Raw genomic sequence first — 16,681 nt, 5'->3', positions numbered from 1 at the left:
AGCACCGCAGAGTGCCGACGGAAGAGTGGAACGATCATGTCTCAGCCTCAGATGATCTTTGTGAACCTGCCGGTCAAGGACCTCGAGACGACGAAGAACTTCTTCTCGAAGCTCGGCTTCGGCTTCAACCCGCAGTTCAGCGACGAGACGACGGCGTGTCTGGTCATCAGCGACACGATCTTCTCGATGCTCATCAGCGAGCCGCGCTTCAAGGAGTTCACCAAGAAGGAGATCGCCGACGCCTCGAAGACGACCGAGGTCCTCCTCGCCCTCAGCGCGGACAGCCGCGAGAAGGTCGACGAGATGGCCGACGCGGCGCTGGCCAACGGTGGGTCGCCCGCCAACGACCCGATGGACGAGGGCTTCATGTACGGCCGTTCGTTCCAGGACCCGGACGGCCACATCTGGGAGGTCGTATGGATGTCCCCCGAGGCCGTGGCCGACGGTGGTCAGGCCTGAGGGCGGTACGGGGCAGCGGCGTCGCCGCCGCCCCGGGACGCGGGCTCAGCCGCGGAACGGCCCCGTGACCTCGTAGGTGACGCCGCCGGACGAGCTCCCGCTCGTCCCGCGCTGCGAGGAGAAGTAGAGCCGCCTGCCGTCCGGCGAGAAGGCCGGACCGGTGATCTCCGAACCCGACTGACCGGCGATCCGCAGGAACGGGGCGACGGTGTCGTCCGGGGTGATCAGGCAGATCTCCATGTTCCCGCCGTCCTCCGCGACGTACAGGTCACCGGAGGCGGCGCGGGTGACGTTGTCGACGCCGCTCAGCGGCGCGCCGCCGCCCGTGACGAGCGAGTCGTCGTAGACGAGTGAGAGGGACGAGGCGTTCGCGTCGTACGCCCACACGCGGTTGTCGCCCTTGGTGGTGAACCAGCAGGTGCCCGCCGCGTAGAAGCAGCCCTCGCCGCCCTTGAACACCTTGGCGCCGGAGACCTGGTAGCGGGTCTGGGTGGGTGATCCGTCCGGGTCGGGAACCGTCGTCCAGGTCACCGGGCCCGAGGTGCCGGTGCCCGCCACCAGCACCTGGAGCGTGCCGGACGACAGCGTGCCCCAGGTGGTGGGCCGGAAGCGGTAGAAGCGGCCGTCCGTCTCGTCCTCGGTCAGATAGACGTAGCCGTGGTCGGGGTCGGCGGCCGCCGCCTCGTGCTTGAACCGGCCCATCGCGGGGCGCTGCACGGCGGCGTTCACGCCCCACGGGTCGGTCTCGTACACGAAGCCGCGGGTGACCTCCTCACAGGAGAGCCACGTGTTCCAGGGGGTGCGGCCGCCCGCGCAGTTGGTGTTCGTACCGGACAGGATCCGGTAGGCGGAGGTGACGGCCCCCGAGGAGTTGAAGCGCACCGCGCTCGCCCCGCCGCCGCTGCTCGCGGACACCTCCGCGTTGGAGACGTAGATCCAGCCGTCGCCGTCGGTGAAGGTGGCACCGCCGTCCGGTGCGCTGTGCCAGGTGTACGAGGTACCGGGGACGGTCTGCCCCGAGCGGGCGATGATCCTGCTGGTGAAACCACTCGGCAGCTGGATGCCGTTGCTGTTGGCCGCCTGCAGCGCACCGTAGGGGCCCGCGGCCGGCTGGGCCGGGTCCGCGAAGGCGGCACCCCGCCACAGGGTGCCGCCGAAAGCCGCCGAGCTGCCGATCACCGCTGTGCGCAAGAAGGTCCGACGTTCCACGATCACTCCACGGGTGACGGGCTGGCCCGCCGGGCCGGTCGGCCCGGCGGGTCGAACGTCAGGACAGTAGAGGTACGCAGTTGACGGAGCGTCAACGATCGATGAACGGAGCGGAGTCAGTCCGTGCGGACCGGGAAGACCGGCACGGTGACGTCGTCGTCGTCCAGGCAGGCGCCCGTCTCCAGGTCGAAGCGCTGCTTCAGCAGCGGCGAGGCGACGAACGGCCGCCCTTCCGCGGAGCCGACCAGGCCACGGGAGAGGACGTACGCACCGGTGAACGGGTCGCGGTTGTCGATCGCGTACGCCCGGCCCGCCCGGTCCACGAACAACGCGACCTGCCGGCCGTCCGGGAGGAGCGCCGCCACACCACGCCCCGGGGTCAGCAGCTCACGGTCGCAGACGGTGAGCCAGCCGTCCCCGTCCCCGAGCTGGATCGTCCGGGTGTCCTGCGCCGTTTCCATCGTCTGGGTCGTCATCAGGAGGAAGTCCCTTCAAGAGTGCGGATGGCGAGCACCGGGCCCGCGAGGATGTCCAGGTCCGGCTTGACCTGGTCGCGTTCCGGGACGAACTTGACCGAGGGGTCGGGGGAGTCGGGGGCGTTCACGAAGGTGACGAAGCGCCGCAGCCGCTCCGGGTCGTTGATGGTCTCGGCCCACTCGTCGCGGTAGCCGGTGACGTGGTCGGCCATCAGCCGCTCCAGCTCGTCGCAGAGGCCCAGCGAGTCGTGGACGACGACGTCGCGGACGTGGTCCAGGCCGCCCTCGATCCGGTCCAGCCAGGTCGAGGTGCGCTCCAGACGGTCCGCCGTGCGGATGTAGAACATCAGGAACCGGTCGATGAGCCGGACCAGTTCGGCATCGGAGAGGTCCTGCGCCAGCAGGTCCGCGTGGCGCGGGGTCGCGCCGCCGTTGCCGCCCACATAGAGATTCCAGCCCTGCGCCGTGGCGATGATCCCGAAGTCCTTGCCACGGGCCTCCGCGCACTCCCGGGCGCAGCCGGACACCGCCGACTTCAGCTTGTGCGGGGAACGCAGCCCCCGGTAGCGCAGCTCCAGGTCGATGGCCATCTTCACGGAGTCCTGCACGCCGTAGCGGCACCACGTCTGCCCCACGCAGGACTTGACCGTGCGCAGCGACTTCCCGTACGCGTGCCCGGACTCGAAGCCGGCGTCCACCAGACGGGTCCAGATCAGCGGCAGCTGGTCGACGCGGGCGCCGAACAGGTCGATGCGCTGGCCACCCGTGATCTTCGTGTAGAGGCCGAAGTCCCGGGCCACCTCGCCGATCACGATCAGCTTCTCCGGGGTGATCTCCCCACCGGGGATGCGTGGCACGATCGAGTACGAGCCGTTGCGCTGGAGGTTGGCCAGGAAGTGGTCGTTGGTGTCCTGCAGGGCCGCCTGCTCGCCGTCCAGGACATAGCCGCTCGCACCCACCGTCGGCGCCAGCGACGCGATGACCGAGCCGACCGTGGGCTTGCAGACCTCGCAGCCGTCACCGCCCCGGGCGGCCTCCCGGCCGTGCGAGTCGAGGAGGTCGGCGTACGTCGTGATACCCAGGGTGCGGACGATCTCGTACAGCTCGCTGCGGGTGTACGCGAAGCAGCCGCACAGCCCCTGGTCCTCGGGCTGCGGCAGCAGCTGTCCGATGACCTTGAGGCAACTGCCGCAGCCCGTACCCGCCTTGGTGCACTTCTTCACCTCGGGGAGCGTGGTGTGCTCGCAGATCGCGCCCTTGGTGACGTTGTGGCAGGAGCAGATCACTGCCTCGTCCGGAAGTGAGGACGGGCCGAGCGTGACCGGGCCGCCGGCACCGGCCGGCAGCACCAGCTGCTCCGGGGCGACGGGCAGGACCGTGCCTGTCATCGGGCGCAGCGTGCCGTACTGGTCGGCGTCACCGACCAGGACTCCGCCGAGCAGCGTGCCGTCCTGGCCTATCACCAGTTTCTTGTAGACACCCGAGCGGGAGTCCGAGTACACGACGTCGAGGCAGCCCTCGGCCGCGCCGTGCGCGTCACCGAAGGAGGCGACGTCCACACCGAGCAGCTTCAGCTTCGTCGAGAGGTCGGCGCCGGTGAAGGAGGCCGCGTTGCCCGCGATCACCTCGGCGACCGCCTGCGCCATCTCGTAACCGGGTGCCACCAGTCCGTACACCCGGCCGTCCGAGGCCAGCGCGCACTCGCCGATCGCGAAGACGTCGCGGTCGGAGGTGCGGCACTCCTCGTCGACGACGATGCCACCGCGCGGGCCGACCTCCAGGCCGCAGTCCCGGGCCAGCTGGTCCCGGGGACGTACGCCGGCGGAGAAGACGACGAGGTCCGTCTCGAGCGAGGAACCGTCCGACAGCGCCATGCCGTCGACCCGGCCGTCCTCGCCCGCGGTGACTTCCTGGGTGCCGACACCCGTGTGGACGGAGAGGCCCATGTTCGCGATGGTTCGCAGCAGCGCGGCGCCGCCGCCGTCGTCGACCTGGACCGGCATCAGGCGGGGCGCGAACTCCACGACGTGCGTGTCGAGCCCGAGACCCTTCAGCGCGCCCGCGGCCTCCAGGCCGAGGAGCCCGCCGCCGACGACCGCGCCGGTCTTCGCGGTCTTCGCGTACTCCTCGATCGCGAGGAGGTCCTCGATGGTGCGGTAGACGAAGCAGCCCTCGGCGTCCTTGCCGGGAACGGGCGGGACGAAGGGGTACGAGCCGGTGGCCAGCACCAGCGTGTCGTAGGAGAAGGTCTCCCCGGAGCGCGCGGTGACGGTGCGCGCCTCACGGTCGACGCTCTCCGCCGGGTTGCCGACGTACAGCTCGATGCGGTGCCGCTCCATGAAGTCCGGCTCGACGAGCGAGAGGTCCTCGGGCGTCTTCCCGGAGAAGTACGAGGTCAGCTGCACCCGGTCGTATGCGGGACGGGGCTCCTCACAGAGCACGACGACCCTGGCGGTGCCCGCGGCGGCGGTCAGGCCGCGGTCGGCGAGCGCTTCCAGGAACCGCTGTCCGACCATGCCGTGCCCGACGACCACGATGGTCGGCACGCCCGCGGTGGGGGAGGTCGGGGGAGTGGACACCGGCATCAGAAGCCTCCGTCGTTGGTGAGCAGGTGGAGCAGGGACATGTCGGCGGGGAGGGGGTCGTCGTCCTGCCAGGTCCGGGCCAGGGTGCCGACCGCGGCGAGGTCGCCGAACAGCACCCCGCCGGCCAGTCGGTCACCCCGGACGACGACCGTGCGATAGGCACCCCGGGTGGCGTCGGCGAGCCGGATCACGTCGTCGCCGGGCATCGGGCGGGAGTCGCCGAAGGCCGCCAGGTCGAGTCCGCCGGGGGCCCCGGCGGCGACGGGAGCGGCGGAGGGGGAGCGCAGGGTCAGCCGGGTGAGGGCCCGGGTGCCCCCGTAGCGGGCGGGGCGTCCGGCCAGCACCTCGGCCAGTACGTCGGCCTGTTCGAGCGCGGCTCCCGCCAGCCCGTAGACCGTCCCGTCGTGTTCGGCGCAATCGCCGACGGCGTGGATGTACGGGTCCGAGGTGCGCAGCTCGTCGTCCACGACGACGCCCTTGCGGACCTCGAGCCCGGCCGCCTGGGCCAGGCCCGCCCTGGGACGGACCCCGCAGGCCAGGACCGTGATCGCGGCCTCCAGCTCGTAGCCGTCGGCCAGTTCCACGGCCCGCACCGCAGGCGTGTTGCCGTCGGTGCAGCGCAGCCCGCGCACCCGGCACTCGGTGTGCACCTCGACGCCGAGGGCCTCCAGGTGACGGCGCAGAAGCCCGGCCGCCTCGGGGTCCAGCTGCCGTTCCATGAGGTGCTCGCCCTGCTGGGCCAGCACCACCTGGGCGCCGCCCTCGGCCAGAGCGCGTGCGGCCGACACCCCGAGGAGGCCGCCGCCGATGACGACGGCGCGCACGCCGGGGCGTACCGCGCCGCGCAGGGCCAGGCAGTCGTCGAGGGTGCGGAAGGGATGCACCCCGTCCGGCAGCAGGTGGCCGAGCCCGCGCAGCGGCGGCAGCACCGGGTTGGAGCCGGTGGCCAGCACCAGGCGCTCGTACCCGACGGCGCTGCCGTCGTCGCAGTGCACCAGCCGGTCCGCCCGGTCGATCCGCACGACCCGCACCCCGCGCCGCACCTCGGCGGGCGGCAGGGCGATCACGTCCGGCTCGTACCGGCCGGCGAGCACCTCGGCCAGCAGCACCCTGTTGTACGGTGCGTGCGCCTCCTCGCCGATGACGGTGACACCGGGGATCCGGGCGGCGAGCCGCGCGCCCGCCATCCCGGCGCCGATCACCACCACCCGTGCCGCGTTCTCCGTCTGTGTCCTCATGTCCAAGAGAGTGCGCGGCGGGTGTTACCCGACCGCATCTCCCCTGTTTCCCGGGAGGAACCTTGCGCTCAGCGCGTCATATCGCCCTCTGTGAGGCCGGGGCAACCGGATGGACGGTGGCCCCACCCCCTGCTTAGGGTCGTGCTCATGCCCGATATAACGCTCACCACCCTGATCTTCCTCTGTCTGGCCGCAGCGGCGGCCGGCTGGATCGACGCGGTGGTGGGCGGCGGCGGGCTGCTTCTTCTGCCCGCCCTGCTGCTGGGCCTGCCCAACGTCCCGGCCGCCCACATCCTCGGCACCAACAAGGCCGTCGCCATCGTCGGCACCTCGGGCGCCGCCGTCACCTACGTGCGCAAAGCGCCCGTCCAGGTGGGGACCGCCGTACGCATCGGCCTCATGGCGCTCGTGGGATCGATGACCGGCGCCTTCTTCGCCGCGGGCATCAGCAGCGACGTGCTGCGCCCGGTGATCATGGTGGTGCTGCTCGCCGTCGCGGCCTTCGTGATGCTGCGGCCGTCCTTCGGCACGGCGGTGGCAGGTGACGGCACGGACAAGAAGGTCACCCGGGCGCGTGCGGTCACCGCGATCGTGCTGGTCGGCGGCGGTATCGGCTTCTACGACGGACTGTTCGGGCCCGGCACGGGCACGTTCCTGGTGCTGGCGCTGACCGCTGTGCTCCACCTCGACCTGGTCACCGCGTCCGCCACCGCCAAGATCGTGAACGTCTGCACCAACGGCGGTGCGCTGGCGATGTTCGCCTACCAGGGCACCGTCCTGTGGCAGCTGGCCGCGCTGATGGCCGTATTCAATCTGGCGGGCGGCATGCTCGGGGCGCGGATGGCTCTGAGGAAGGGCAGCGACTTCGTCCGCGGGGTCCTGCTCGTCGTGGTGTTCTCGCTGGTCGCCAAGCTCGGCTACGACCAGTGGACCTCCTGATCACCGCACTTCGGTGAGGTGGGCGTACGCCACCACGTTGCCCAGGTAGCCCGTCTCACGGGTGAAACCGCCGCCGCAGGTGATCAGCCGTAGCGAGGCCCGCGCCGTGGTGCCGTAGACCCGCTGGTCCGGGAACCGGTCCTTCTCGTACACCTCGACGGCGTCGACCGAGAAGACGGCGGTGCGGCCGTCCCCGCGGTCGATCTCGACCCCGGCCCCCTTCTTCAGGGATCCGAGGGCGTAGAAGACGGCCGGCCCCTTCACGTTGTCGACATGACCGGCGACGATCGCGGTGCCCTTGGCGCCGGGCGGCGTGCCGTCCTCGAACCAGCCCGCGAGGTTGCGGTTCTCAGCAGGCGGTGCGTCGAGGCTGCCGTCCGCGCCCAGCCCGAGCCCCGTCATGGGCGCGTCCACACCGATGGCCGGGATGCGGATCCTGACCGGTTCGGAGGGACGCAGCGGTGCGGCGACCCGTGTACCGGGCCGTGGCGCGGAGCCCGCGGCGAAGGCCTCGGCGGCGGACGGCTGGGGGGCGACGGTCCAGGTGGCCGCACCGTTGTGGACCATCCATATGCCGCACAGCGCGGCGATGGCCGCCAGCCAGGCCCTTGCTTCCAGTGCCGTCCTGTCCACGTCTCGTCCCCTGCCGGTCGCCCTCAGCGATACATTCCGCGCGTGCGGCGGCGGCGCAGGAGCAGGGCACCCGCGACGGCCGCCGCCCCGACGAGGCCGGCGCCCGCGGCGATCTGGGCGGTGTCGGGGGCGGCGCTGCCGCCGACACCCGTCCCGACGTGCCCGGAGGGCCGGCTGGGGCTGGGTGCGGTGGTGGGCCGGTGCCTCGGGGGCACGGGTGGCTTCGCGGATCCGGGGTCGGTCCCGGGAGGGGGCTCCGGGTGGGTCCCCGGCTTCGTACCGGGGGCTCTGCCCGCGCCGGACTCGTCCCCGGTCCCCGCGTCGCCCTCCTCCGTGTCCGGCCGGGAGGGCCCGGAAGCCGCTGCGGGATCCTCGGCCGGGTCCAGGCCGTCGGCCGGGGCCAGGTCGTCAACCGGATCCAAGGCGGTGGCCGGGTCCGAGGCGTTGGCCGGAGCCAGGTCGTCAACCGGGTCCGGGCCCTCGGCCGGCTCCCAGCCCTCGACCGCGGCCAGGCCCTCCTCCTGAGCTGCCGCCTCGCCGCTGTAGCAGAAGGCCGCCGGGTCCACGGCGGCCGTGCCCTCGGGCCCGCAGTCCGCCGTCCCGGGTGCGGCCGTCGCGGCGGTGAGCTCCGGTCTGCCGATGCCGTGCGAAAGCGCGGACGAAAACGCTGACGCGGACGGGGCGACGAGGCCGAGTGCGGCGGCGGTGAGGGCCGCGGCGGCGGTACCGGTCACGAGACGGGCGGGGCTGCGCATGAAAATCCTCCGGGCAGACGGATGTGTCCTGCCTTCGAGGTAAAGGGCCGGGCCCCTCGGCCGCATGCTGACGCATGGTCAGCTTTCATCCGTACGGACCTGTGTAGTGCGCCCGTACGTCCGGCCCGGTGCAGGTCGCGGCGCTGACGCAGGTCGCAGGGCCCGTCCGGTGCCGATCGGGTGACCGCCCCTCCACGTGGGCGTGATGCAGGTCACCTGAATGGGATCGCGTCGGCCGGGCACACGGTCTGTACCCCCCATGGGACGGCAGCCCCCCGCCGGCCCCCGGCAACCGCCCTCACCGGCCCACCCCCCGGGACCGCTGAGGGCGGTGTCATGCCTTCTGCGCCTCAGGCCCCGCGAGGGTCGCTCCCCTCCGTCGCGGACCAGGCGATGTCCGGCGGGCGTACGCGGGCGCACCGCGGACGGCCCCTGTCGTCGCTGAGACGCAGTCGCGCGGTGAGGTGTCCCGTCCGCGAGGCGGCCTCCAGGACCTCCGGGGCGATGTCGCTCATCATCAGTTTGGCCCGGCGGAACATGGTGAAGGCGCCGGTGCCGTCCACGGTGCCCCAGGACAGGTAGACGAAGCGCCCTCCCAGCCGGTCCTGGACGTACGGTCCCGAGACCTCGATGCCCTCCGCGGTGGATACGGCGGTGCAGTCCAGGTCCCAGGAGGCGCGTGCCGCGTCGCCGGGATGCAGGCCGAGCAGCTCGCCGGGCCGGTCCTTGCGCTGCACGCCGACGTGGATGTTGTCGAAACCGGCGAAGTCGGTGTCAGGACCGCAGGTGCGGCCCGGGAGTTCTGAGGCTTCGATATGGATCTGCATGGCCCCATGGTCCCGCATGCCGAGGAGGTCAGACGGCCTCGCGAGGGACGTCCTCGTACACCTGTCCGAGTAGCTTCATCAGGTCCCCGTCGACGGCGAAGGGTGTGTCGTCGATCCGGCGGACCGACGCGATGCCCTGTGAATTGGTGACGAACGCCGCCCTGTACGCGCCCAGTCCGTCCAGGGTCACTCCGCGCCGCACGGAGGGCCGGTCCGTCCGTGCGAGCCCGGTCTCCAGCAGCGCCATGGTGATGCCGGTCAGTGCCGGTGCGTCCGGCCAGACCACCGAAGTGCCGTCCCAGAAACCGATGTTGGTGAACGCCCCCTCGGTCACCATCCCGCCGGGCGAGGTCAGCAGCGCCTCGTCGAAGCCCGCCCGCCGGGCCTGCTGCCCGTAGTAGGTCTGGCCGAAGTCCCCGGGGCGCTTGATGTGCGGCACGGAGCGCGCGAACGGGACCGACATCAGGCTCCGCGGCGCACCGTCCGCCCGGGCCGGCTCCCGCACCGTCACCATCGGTACCGTCGCCGCGCTGTCCGGCGGCAGGAAACCGTGCACCCGGACGGACGCGTCCCGGGCCCCGGCGCCGTCGAGCGCGTGCCCGATCAGTTCCCGCACGCGTGCCCCGTCCAGGGGCAGTCCGAAGAGTTCCCGGTTCGCGGAGTCCAGCCGGTCCAGATGCAGGGCGAGTCCGCGCACCGTACGATCCCTGACCTGCATCGCGGTGAAATGGCCGTAACCGGCGAAGGCGGGAATCCGCAGGTCCTCCGCGGTCGCGGGGCGACCGTCGAACTCGACGTGGAGGTCCGTCGCGGAAGTGGTCATGGCTTCCAGCGTAGACGTCCGGAAGCGGAGCTTGACCTCAACCATGATTGAGGGGTGAGGCTGCGGCGCATGGAACTCGACACACCCGATCCCACCCTGTCGGACGCCGCCCCGCTGAAGGTGGCCGTCATCCTCGGCAGCAACCGCGAGGGCCGCTTCGGGCCCGTCGTCGCCGCATGGTTCCTCGGGCGGACGGCCGGCCACCCGGACGTCGAGGCAGAGCTGATCGATGTCGCCGATACCGAACCGCCCGCCACCGGAGCCGCGGACGCGACCCCGCGGCTGGCAGGCGCCGACGCCTTCGTCGTACTGACTCCCGAGTACAACCACTCCTACCCGGCTCCGCTGAAGAGCCTCATCGACCGGCACTTCGCCGAATGGCAGGCCAAGCCCGTCGCGTTCGTGTCCTACGGCGGAGTTTCCGGCGGTTTGAGGGCCGTCGAGCACCTGCGCCAGGTCTTCGCCGAACTGCACGCCGTCTCCGTACGCGACACCGTCTCCTTCCACAACGCGGGCGCCCTCTTCGACGACCGGGGTGTGCCCAAGGACCCGGCCCAGGCCGACGGGGCGGCCGAGCGGATGCTCGATCAGCTGGTCTGGTGGGGCCGCGCCCTGCGCGAGGCCAGGACCCGGCACCCGTACGGCGTCTGATGCCGCGGGGGCGACAATCGAGGGGCCACGGACGCCGAGAACGAGGAGAACCGGGGATGACCGAGCCCGCATGGCTGGCCGTACTGACCACGACGGACAGCGAGGAGAAGGCCCACGCCCTGGCCCGGGGCGCCGTGGACGCGCGGCTCGCCGCGTGCGCACAGATCCCGGGCCCCGTCACCTCCGTCTACCGGTGGCAGGACGCTGTCGAGACCGGCGAGGAGTGGCAGGTGCTGTTCAAGACCACGGCCGAGCGGTACGACGAGCTGGAGGCCCACCTCGCCGCGGCCCACGACTACGAGACGCCGGAGATCATCGCGATGCCCGTCGTACGCGGCAGCGACCGCTACCTCGCCTGGGTGTCCACGGAAACGGCGCCTGTCGCCTCGCTGTGACGGACCTCCGGCTGCCCTTCTTCGTGCCGGCACGCTGCTCCCCGGAGAGCCCGAGCACGACCGGTTCCTCCGGGGCCGCACCCACGAGGAACGGCCGGCCGTCCTCCTCTGCGAGGGCCCCGGGCCGCCCGTACGTGATCGGGGGCCACGGCACCGTCCACGGCGCGCTGGTCACCGCCCTGCCCGGGGCGTACGCGGAACTGCCCGGGGTGTACGCGGAAACCGCCCGGGCTCCTGGACGACCTGGAGCAGTACCTGGGGCCGGACACCCGCGCGAGCTGTACGAGCGGGTGACCCGCCGGGCGGTACCCGGGCCGTTGCCGGACACACCCGGCGGCGGTTCCGGCGAGCCCGGGTCCGGTGAGCCCGTCCGCGCCTGGGTCCACCTCGCCGCCACCGCCGTGACCCGATCCCTGCGCACCGGCGGCACACCCGTGCCGGGCGGTGACCGGCTCAGCCGGCGGCCTCCACCCGCACGGCGCACACCTTGAACTCCGGCATGCGCGACACGGGGTCCAGCGCCGGGTTCGTCAGGGAGTTGGCCCGGCCCTCGCCCGGCCAGTGGAACGGCATGAACACGGTGTCCTGTCGGATCGCCATGGTGATCCGGGCCGGTGCCACCGCCCGCCCACGCCGCGAGGTGACCGCGACGCTCTCGCCCTCGGCCACCCCGATCCGCTCGGCGAGCCGCGGATGCAGCTCCACGAACGGGCCCGGCGCGGCGGCGTTCAGCTCGGCCACCCGGCGGGTCTGCGCCCCCGACTGGTACTGGGACACGACCCGTCCGGTCGTCAGCACCACCGGGTACTCCGCGTCCGTCTCCTCCGCGGCGGGCCGGTGCGTGACCGGGACGAACCGGGCCCGTCCGTCGTCCGTCGCGAACCGTTCCAGGAACAGCCGCGGCGTTCCCGCGTGCTCCTCGTCCGGGCAGGGCCAGAACACCCCGTCCTCCGCGGCGATCCGGGCGTAGGTGATGCCCGCGTAGTCGGCCGGACCGCCCGCCGACGCACGCCGCAGCTCGTCGAAGACCTTCTCCGGGTCGGCCGGGAAGCCCTCGCCGTGCCCCAGGAGCCCGGCCAGCCCGTGCAGCACCTCCAGGTCGCTGCGCACCCCCTCCGGCGGTGTGACCGCACGCTGCCGCAGCAGCACCCGGCCCTCCAGGCTGGTTGTCGTCCCGCTCTCCTCCGCCCACTGCGTCACCGGCAGCACCACATCGGCCAGCGCCGCCGTCTCCGACAGCACCACATCCGCGACCGCCAGGAAGTCCAGCGACCGCAGCCGCTCCTCGACGTGTCCCGCGTGCGGCGCCGACACGACCGGATTCGACCCCATGACCAGCAGCGACCGCACATCCCGCCCCAGCGCGTCCAGCAGCTCGTAGGCGCTGCGGCCCGGCCCCGGCAGCGAGTCCGGGTCCACGCCCCAGACCCCGGCCACATGGCGACGGGCCGCCGGGTCCGTGAGCTTGCGGTAGCCGGGCAGCTGGTCGGCCTTCTGGCCGTGCTCCCGGCCGCCCTGGCCGTTGCCCTGACCGGTCAGGCAGCCGTACCCGGACAGCGGGCGGCCCGCCCGGCCGGTGGCCAGGCAGAAGTTGATCCACGCTCCCACCGTGTCCGTGCCCTTGGCCTGCTGCTCGGGCCCCCGTGCGGTCAGCACCATCCCGCTCTCCGCTCCGCAGAACATTTCCACCGCCTCGCGCAACTGCGGCACGGACACCCCGGTGAGGCGCTCCACCAGCTCCGGCCAGTGCGCCATCGCACCCGCCCTGGCCTCGTCCCAGCCGTTCGTCCGGGTGCGGACGAAGTCCTCGTCGACCCGTCCGTCGGCCACGACCAGATGCAGCATGCCGAGCGCGAGGGCCAGATCCGTGCCCGGCCGGGGTGCCAGGTGCAGATCCGCCTGCTCGGCGGTCCTGGTCCGGCGCGGATCGATGACGATCAGCCGGCCGCCGTTCTCCCTCAGCTCGGTCAGGTAGCGCAGTGCGGGCGGCATCGTCTCCGCGAGATTCGAGCCGACCAGGATCACGCATCCCGTCCGGGGGATGTCCTCCAGCGGGAACGGCAGCCCCCGGTCGAGTCCGAACGCACGCTGGTGCGCGGCGGCCGCCGACGACATGCAGAAGCGGCCGTTGTAGTCGATCTGCGAGGTGCCGAGCACCACCCGGGCGAACTTCCCGAGTGCGTACGCCTTCTCGTTCGTGAGCCCGCCCCCGCCGAACACACCCACGGCGTCCGCGCCGTGCTCCGCCCGTGTCCCGCGCAGCCCGCCCGCGATGCGCTCCAGCGCCTCGTCCCAGCTCGCCGGCGCCAGCTCACCACCCGCGTCGCGCACGAGGGGCCCCGTCAGCCGCACACCGGCGGCGAGCACGGCGGGCGCGGTGCGTCCCTTGCCGCACAGGGCTCCCCGGTTGACAGGGAACTCGGTACGCTCCACGACCTCGACCACCCCGCCGTCGGTGACCGGTCGCAGCTTCATCCCGCACTGGAGCGCGCAGTACGGGCAGTGGGTGGACGTTTCGGTGCGGGCCATACACCCAGCGTGCGAGGCCGGTATTACGAGCACCGGTGCCTCCGGTTACGCCCCCGGTACGCGCACCTCAGCCCGCCCCGTCGGCCGCCGTGAGGTCACCCGTGAGCGCCTCCGCCACCCCTGGCTCCGGCGGCCCAAGGAAATGCGGGTCCGGCTCGAAGACCACGTCCAGGAGCGCCTTGCCCGCCGCGAACACCTCCCGCGTTCCGCCGTAGTACCAGGTGACATCGTGTACGTCGTCGGCTCCCACCCCGTACGCGTCGATCCCGGCGGAGCGGCACAGGGCGATCGCCCGCCGTATGTGGAAGCCCTGGCTCACCAGGACGGCCCGGTCGACCCCGAATATCCTCTTGGCCCGGACGCAGGAGTCCCAGGTGTCGAACCCCGCGTAGTCGCTGACGATCCGCCCGTCCGGCACCCCCCGCGCCGTGAGATACGTGCGCATGGCATCCGGTTCGTCGTACTCCACCCGGCTGTTGTCCCCGGTGACCAGCACGACCCGGACCTTGCCGGCCCTGTACAGCTCGGCCGCCGCGTCCAGCCGGTGCGCGAGATACGGCGACGGCCGGCCTTCCCACAGCCCTGCCCCGAACACCACCGCGACCTGCTGCGCAGGGGCGTCGGCCGTCGTTCGCACCCGGGCGTCGGCTGTGGTGTGCAGCCAGGCCGCGGGCGCCAGCGCGACCGCACAGGCCACCATCAGCGCCTGCACCAGCCGCCGCTGCCCCCGCCGGGTCCGCGGCAGCCGCGGCCGCGTGGCGGCGAGCCGTCTCAGGGCCCCGCGCCCCACATGGCGGAACCCCCTCTGTGTCCTCAGCCGCATGCGGCGCCCCCCGCCCTCGTACCCGATCCCTCGGAGAAGGGGACGAACGACGCACACGAAAGGTTCGCGGGCCCGGTGTGAACAGGTACTGACACCGCACGCCCCTCTCCGGTGAGACAGAGGCAAACGCCCGTCACCGGTGCGAAACGGCCCGGCAACGTGCGCCCGGCACCATCGGTTCATGACCCGCAGGCCTGTGCAGCGCATCCGGAGATCCGCCCCCACTCTCGTCGCCGTCGCGCACGGCAGCCGGGACCCGCGAGCCCTGCGCACCGTGCTGGAGCTCCTGGACCGGGTACGGGAGCTGCGGCCCGCCCTCGACGTCCGGCTCGGCCACATCGAGCTGAACGAGCCCCTGCTGCCGGACACCCTGGACGGCATCGGGCAGCAGGACGAGGCCGTGCTCGTGCCGCTGCTGCTCGGCCGCGGTCACCACGTCCGGCACGACCTGCCCCTCGCCGCTGCGGCCGCGACCCGCCTCCGGACCCGTGTGGCGGCCCCGCTCGGACCGCACCCGCTGCTCGTCGAGGCCCTGTACGAGCGTCTCCTCGAGGCCGGCTGGCGGGACGAGGACGGTGCGAGCCGCGACGCAGCCGTCGTACTCGCCGCCGCCGGGTCACGGGACCCCGACTCGGACGTCGACGCCCGCCGCACCGCCGCCATGCTCAGCGACCGCCTCGGCGGCGTGCCTGTCGTCCCCGCCTACGCCTCGGCGGCCACGCCCGACGTCCCGGCCGCCCTGCGCGCACTCGCCGCCCGGGGCCGCCACCGCGTGGCCCTCGCCTCGTACTTCACGGCCCCCGGCCGCTTCGCGACCGTCTCGGCCGCCGCCGCACCGGGCGTCGCCGCCGCACCGCTCGGCGCCCACCCGGCGATGGCACGCCTCCTGCTGCACCGCTACGACCAGGCCCTGACCGGGGCCGTGCCCGTCTTCGGCGCCCTGACGCACCCGCCCCTCCTGGCCTCAGCCTGACCCTTCCCGTCGGCCCCCGGTCTACTGTCGGGGACATGGACGGTACGCACGACCCCAGGGACACGCCCTACGGCACCGCTGACACCGAGCGCTGGGACACCGAGCCCGACAAGCGGCCCGGCCGCACCGCGTTCCAGCGCGACCGCGCACGCGTGCTGCACTCCGCCGCCCTGCGCAGGCTCGCCGGCAAGACCCAGGTCGTCACGCCCGGAACCCGCGGCCGGGTCTGGGACGCCAGCCCCCGCACCCGCCTCACCCACTCCCTGGAGTGCGCCCAGGTCGGGCGGGAGCTCGGCGCCGCGCTCGGCTGTGATCCCGACCTCGTGGAGGCGGCCTGCCTCTCCCACGACATGGGGCACCCGCCCTTCGGCCACAACGGTGAACAGGCGCTCGACGACTTCGCGTCGGACTGCGGGGGCTTCGAGGGCAACGCTCAGTCACTGCGCCTGCTGACCCGCCTCGAACCCAAGCGTTTCGTCCGCGACCCCCGCAGCGGTGAGCTCGTCAGCGTCGGGCTCAACCTGACCCGGGCCGCCCTGGACGCCGCCACCAAATACCCCTGGCCCCGGGGCGCGCACCCCGCCGACCCCGGCTCACCCAAATTCGGGGTGTACGAGGACGACCTGCCGGTCTTCGCCTGGGTCCGCGAAGGCGCGCCGCAGGACGGCAGATGTTTCGAGGCCCAGGTCATGGACTGGTCCGACGACGTCGCCTACTCCGTGCACGACTTCGAGGACGGACTGCACGCCGGACACATCGACCCCGGCTGCCTCTTCGCCGAGCCGGAGCGCGCGGATATCTGGGACGTCGCCATCGGCCGGTACGTCCCCGCGGACACCGATCCCCAGGAGCTCGCCGACGCCCTCGACCGGCTCACCGCCCAGGAGTGGTGGCCGCACGGTTACGACGGCACCGCGGTCGCCCAGGCCCGGCTGAAGGACGCGACGAGTCAGCTCATCGGCAGGTTCTGCCTGGCCGCCGAAACCGCGACCCACGCCGCGTACGGGCCGGGACGGCTCGGCAGATACGGCGCCGAGCTCATCGTCCCCCGAGAGGCACGCAACGAGTGCGCCGTCCTCAAGGCCGTCGCGGACCGTTACGTCATGCAGCGCGCCGAGCAGGAGGTGATCCGCGCCCGGCAGCGGATCGTCATCGCCGAGCTCGCAGCCGCCCTGACCGCCCGCGCACCCGAAGGACTGGAGCCCCAGTTCCGCGCCCTGTACACGACGGCACCCGACGACAGGGCCCGCAAGAGGGTTCTCGTCGACCAGATCGCCGCATTGACGGACGCCTCCGCGCGGTCCCTTCACGGAACACTCACGGGCACTGGGCAGACTGGACCTTGACGGGGCCACATGCCAGTGGC

At 72.5% G+C, this 16,681-nt stretch carries 16 protein-coding genes and 1 pseudogene; 7 read left to right on the top strand and 10 right to left on the bottom strand.

Annotated features, from left to right (window positions below):
* Window positions 1-36 precede the first annotated feature (36 nt).
* The gene (locus ACWD04_RS03130; RefSeq protein ID WP_451127517.1) at window positions 37-459 is read left to right on the top strand and encodes a VOC family protein; all 423 of its coding nucleotides are present in this window, start codon (window positions 37-39) and stop codon (window positions 457-459) included.
* A gap of 45 nt (window positions 460-504) precedes the next feature.
* Here ACWD04_RS03130 and ACWD04_RS03125 read toward each other — a convergent pair whose 3' ends face one another.
* The 4 genes from ACWD04_RS03125 to ACWD04_RS03110 all read right to left on the bottom strand — a co-directional run bounded on the left by ACWD04_RS03125 (window position 505) and on the right by ACWD04_RS03110 (window position 5,967).
* A complete protein-coding gene (locus ACWD04_RS03125) occupies window positions 505-1,668 on the bottom strand; it encodes an alkaline phosphatase PhoX (protein ID WP_451127515.1) in 1,164 nt (387 codons plus the stop codon).
* A gap of 116 nt (window positions 1,669-1,784) precedes the next feature.
* Window positions 1,785-2,144, bottom strand: a complete 360-nt coding sequence (nirD, locus tag ACWD04_RS03120) for a nitrite reductase small subunit NirD (RefSeq protein ID WP_451127513.1) — start codon at window positions 2,142-2,144, stop codon at window positions 1,785-1,787.
* Window positions 2,144-4,729: a nitrite reductase large subunit NirB gene (nirB, locus tag ACWD04_RS03115; RefSeq protein ID WP_451127511.1), complete on the bottom strand. Its 2,586-nt coding sequence runs from the start codon at window positions 4,727-4,729 to the stop codon at window positions 2,144-2,146. The genes nirD and nirB overlap by 1 nt, the downstream gene beginning before the upstream one ends.
* A complete protein-coding gene (locus tag ACWD04_RS03110) occupies window positions 4,729-5,967 on the bottom strand; it encodes an NAD(P)/FAD-dependent oxidoreductase (RefSeq protein ID WP_451127509.1) in 1,239 nt (412 codons plus the stop codon). The genes nirB and ACWD04_RS03110 overlap by 1 nt, the downstream gene beginning before the upstream one ends.
* Window positions 5,968-6,114: 147 nt before the next feature.
* Here ACWD04_RS03110 and ACWD04_RS03105 point away from each other — a divergent pair, with 147 nt between their 5' ends.
* Entirely contained in the window at window positions 6,115-6,906 is a 792-nt protein-coding gene (locus tag ACWD04_RS03105; RefSeq protein WP_451127507.1) for a sulfite exporter TauE/SafE family protein, read from the top strand.
* Here the strand turns inward: ACWD04_RS03105 and ACWD04_RS03100 are convergent, their stop codons facing one another.
* The 4 genes from ACWD04_RS03100 to ACWD04_RS03085 form a co-directional block, all read right to left on the bottom strand.
* Window positions 6,907-7,473 carry a class F sortase gene (locus ACWD04_RS03100; protein ID WP_451128378.1) on the bottom strand — a complete coding sequence of 189 codons (567 nt, stop codon included), beginning with the start codon at window positions 7,471-7,473 and terminating at the stop codon, window positions 6,907-6,909.
* A gap of 89 nt (window positions 7,474-7,562) precedes the next feature.
* Window positions 7,563-8,294 (bottom strand): hypothetical protein, encoded by a 732-nt coding sequence (locus tag ACWD04_RS03095; protein WP_451127505.1) that lies wholly within the window; start codon window positions 8,292-8,294, stop codon window positions 7,563-7,565.
* A 350-nt stretch (window positions 8,295-8,644) separates the two neighbouring features.
* The gene (locus ACWD04_RS03090; RefSeq protein WP_451127503.1) at window positions 8,645-9,121 is read right to left on the bottom strand and encodes a DUF5990 family protein; all 477 of its coding nucleotides are present in this window, start codon (window positions 9,119-9,121) and stop codon (window positions 8,645-8,647) included.
* 28 nt (window positions 9,122-9,149) lie between these two features.
* A complete protein-coding gene (locus tag ACWD04_RS03085) occupies window positions 9,150-9,944 on the bottom strand; it encodes an aminotransferase class IV (protein WP_451127501.1) in 795 nt (264 codons plus the stop codon).
* A gap of 69 nt (window positions 9,945-10,013) precedes the next feature.
* Here ACWD04_RS03085 and ACWD04_RS03080 point away from each other — a divergent pair, with 69 nt between their 5' ends.
* The 3 genes and pseudogenes from ACWD04_RS03080 to ACWD04_RS03070 all read left to right on the top strand — a co-directional run bounded on the left by ACWD04_RS03080 (window position 10,014) and on the right by ACWD04_RS03070 (window position 11,481).
* Window positions 10,014-10,595: an NADPH-dependent FMN reductase gene (locus ACWD04_RS03080; protein WP_451127499.1), complete on the top strand. Its 582-nt coding sequence runs from the start codon at window positions 10,014-10,016 to the stop codon at window positions 10,593-10,595.
* 56 nt (window positions 10,596-10,651) lie between these two features.
* Window positions 10,652-10,990 (top strand): divalent-cation tolerance protein CutA, encoded by a 339-nt coding sequence (gene cutA / locus ACWD04_RS03075; RefSeq protein ID WP_451127497.1) that lies wholly within the window; start codon window positions 10,652-10,654, stop codon window positions 10,988-10,990.
* Window positions 10,987-11,481, top strand: a pseudogene (locus ACWD04_RS03070) (gamma-glutamylcyclotransferase family protein). Before cutA ends, ACWD04_RS03070 begins: the two are co-directional and overlap by 4 nt.
* On the opposite strand, the gene ACWD04_RS03065 reads toward ACWD04_RS03070, so the two are convergent.
* Both ACWD04_RS03065 and ACWD04_RS03060 read right to left on the bottom strand, forming a co-directional pair.
* Entirely contained in the window at window positions 11,444-13,519 is a 2,076-nt protein-coding gene (locus ACWD04_RS03065) for a molybdopterin oxidoreductase family protein (protein ID WP_451127495.1), read from the bottom strand. The pseudogene ACWD04_RS03070 and the gene ACWD04_RS03065 overlap by 38 nt on opposite strands.
* A gap of 67 nt (window positions 13,520-13,586) precedes the next feature.
* Window positions 13,587-14,342 carry a SanA/YdcF family protein gene (locus ACWD04_RS03060; protein WP_451127493.1) on the bottom strand — a complete coding sequence of 252 codons (756 nt, stop codon included), beginning with the start codon at window positions 14,340-14,342 and terminating at the stop codon, window positions 13,587-13,589.
* A gap of 181 nt (window positions 14,343-14,523) precedes the next feature.
* Here ACWD04_RS03060 and ACWD04_RS03055 point away from each other — a divergent pair, with 181 nt between their 5' ends.
* Together ACWD04_RS03055 and ACWD04_RS03050 are read left to right on the top strand one after the other, a co-directional pair.
* Window positions 14,524-15,315 carry a sirohydrochlorin chelatase gene (locus ACWD04_RS03055; protein ID WP_451127491.1) on the top strand — a complete coding sequence of 264 codons (792 nt, stop codon included), beginning with the start codon at window positions 14,524-14,526 and terminating at the stop codon, window positions 15,313-15,315.
* Between the two features lie 35 nt (window positions 15,316-15,350).
* Window positions 15,351-16,661 carry a deoxyguanosinetriphosphate triphosphohydrolase gene (locus tag ACWD04_RS03050; RefSeq protein ID WP_451127489.1) on the top strand — a complete coding sequence of 437 codons (1,311 nt, stop codon included), beginning with the start codon at window positions 15,351-15,353 and terminating at the stop codon, window positions 16,659-16,661.
* The last annotated feature ends 20 nt before the right edge of the window (window positions 16,662-16,681 follow it).

The organism is Streptomyces sp. NPDC002911 (assembly GCF_053591835.1).
Note: the sequence above shows the minus strand (reverse complement) of the source record. Positions and strands in the feature narration are given on the sequence as shown.

What these genes read in the sequence shown, in the direction of transcription:
- ACWD04_RS03090 (WP_451127503.1), bottom strand. Translation starts at nt 9,121, where the DNA reads ATGCAGATCCATATCGAAGCCTCAGAACTCCCGGGCCGCACCTGCGGT.
- ACWD04_RS03065 (WP_451127495.1), bottom strand. Translation starts at nt 13,519, where the DNA reads ATGGCCCGCACCGAAACGTCCACCCACTGCCCGTACTGCGCGCTCCAG.
- nirB (WP_451127511.1), bottom strand. Translation starts at nt 4,729, where the DNA reads ATGCCGGTGTCCACTCCCCCGACCTCCCCCACCGCGGGCGTGCCGACC.
- ACWD04_RS03100 (WP_451128378.1), bottom strand. Translation starts at nt 7,473, where the DNA reads ATGGTCCACAACGGTGCGGCCACCTGGACCGTCGCCCCCCAGCCGTCC.
- ACWD04_RS03095 (WP_451127505.1), bottom strand. Translation starts at nt 8,294, where the DNA reads ATGCGCAGCCCCGCCCGTCTCGTGACCGGTACCGCCGCCGCGGCCCTC.
- ACWD04_RS03055 (WP_451127491.1), top strand. Translation starts at nt 14,524, where the DNA reads ATGACCCGCAGGCCTGTGCAGCGCATCCGGAGATCCGCCCCCACTCTC.
- ACWD04_RS03110 (WP_451127509.1), bottom strand. Translation starts at nt 5,967, where the DNA reads ATGAGGACACAGACGGAGAACGCGGCACGGGTGGTGGTGATCGGCGCC.
- ACWD04_RS03080 (WP_451127499.1), top strand. Translation starts at nt 10,014, where the DNA reads ATGGAACTCGACACACCCGATCCCACCCTGTCGGACGCCGCCCCGCTG.
- ACWD04_RS03050 (WP_451127489.1), top strand. Translation starts at nt 15,351, where the DNA reads ATGGACGGTACGCACGACCCCAGGGACACGCCCTACGGCACCGCTGAC.
- ACWD04_RS03060 (WP_451127493.1), bottom strand. Translation starts at nt 14,342, where the DNA reads ATGCGGCTGAGGACACAGAGGGGGTTCCGCCATGTGGGGCGCGGGGCC.
- ACWD04_RS03105 (WP_451127507.1), top strand. Translation starts at nt 6,115, where the DNA reads ATGCCCGATATAACGCTCACCACCCTGATCTTCCTCTGTCTGGCCGCA.
- cutA (WP_451127497.1), top strand. Translation starts at nt 10,652, where the DNA reads ATGACCGAGCCCGCATGGCTGGCCGTACTGACCACGACGGACAGCGAG.
- ACWD04_RS03085 (WP_451127501.1), bottom strand. Translation starts at nt 9,944, where the DNA reads ATGACCACTTCCGCGACGGACCTCCACGTCGAGTTCGACGGTCGCCCC.
- ACWD04_RS03130 (WP_451127517.1), top strand. Translation starts at nt 37, where the DNA reads ATGTCTCAGCCTCAGATGATCTTTGTGAACCTGCCGGTCAAGGACCTC.
- nirD (WP_451127513.1), bottom strand. Translation starts at nt 2,144, where the DNA reads ATGACGACCCAGACGATGGAAACGGCGCAGGACACCCGGACGATCCAG.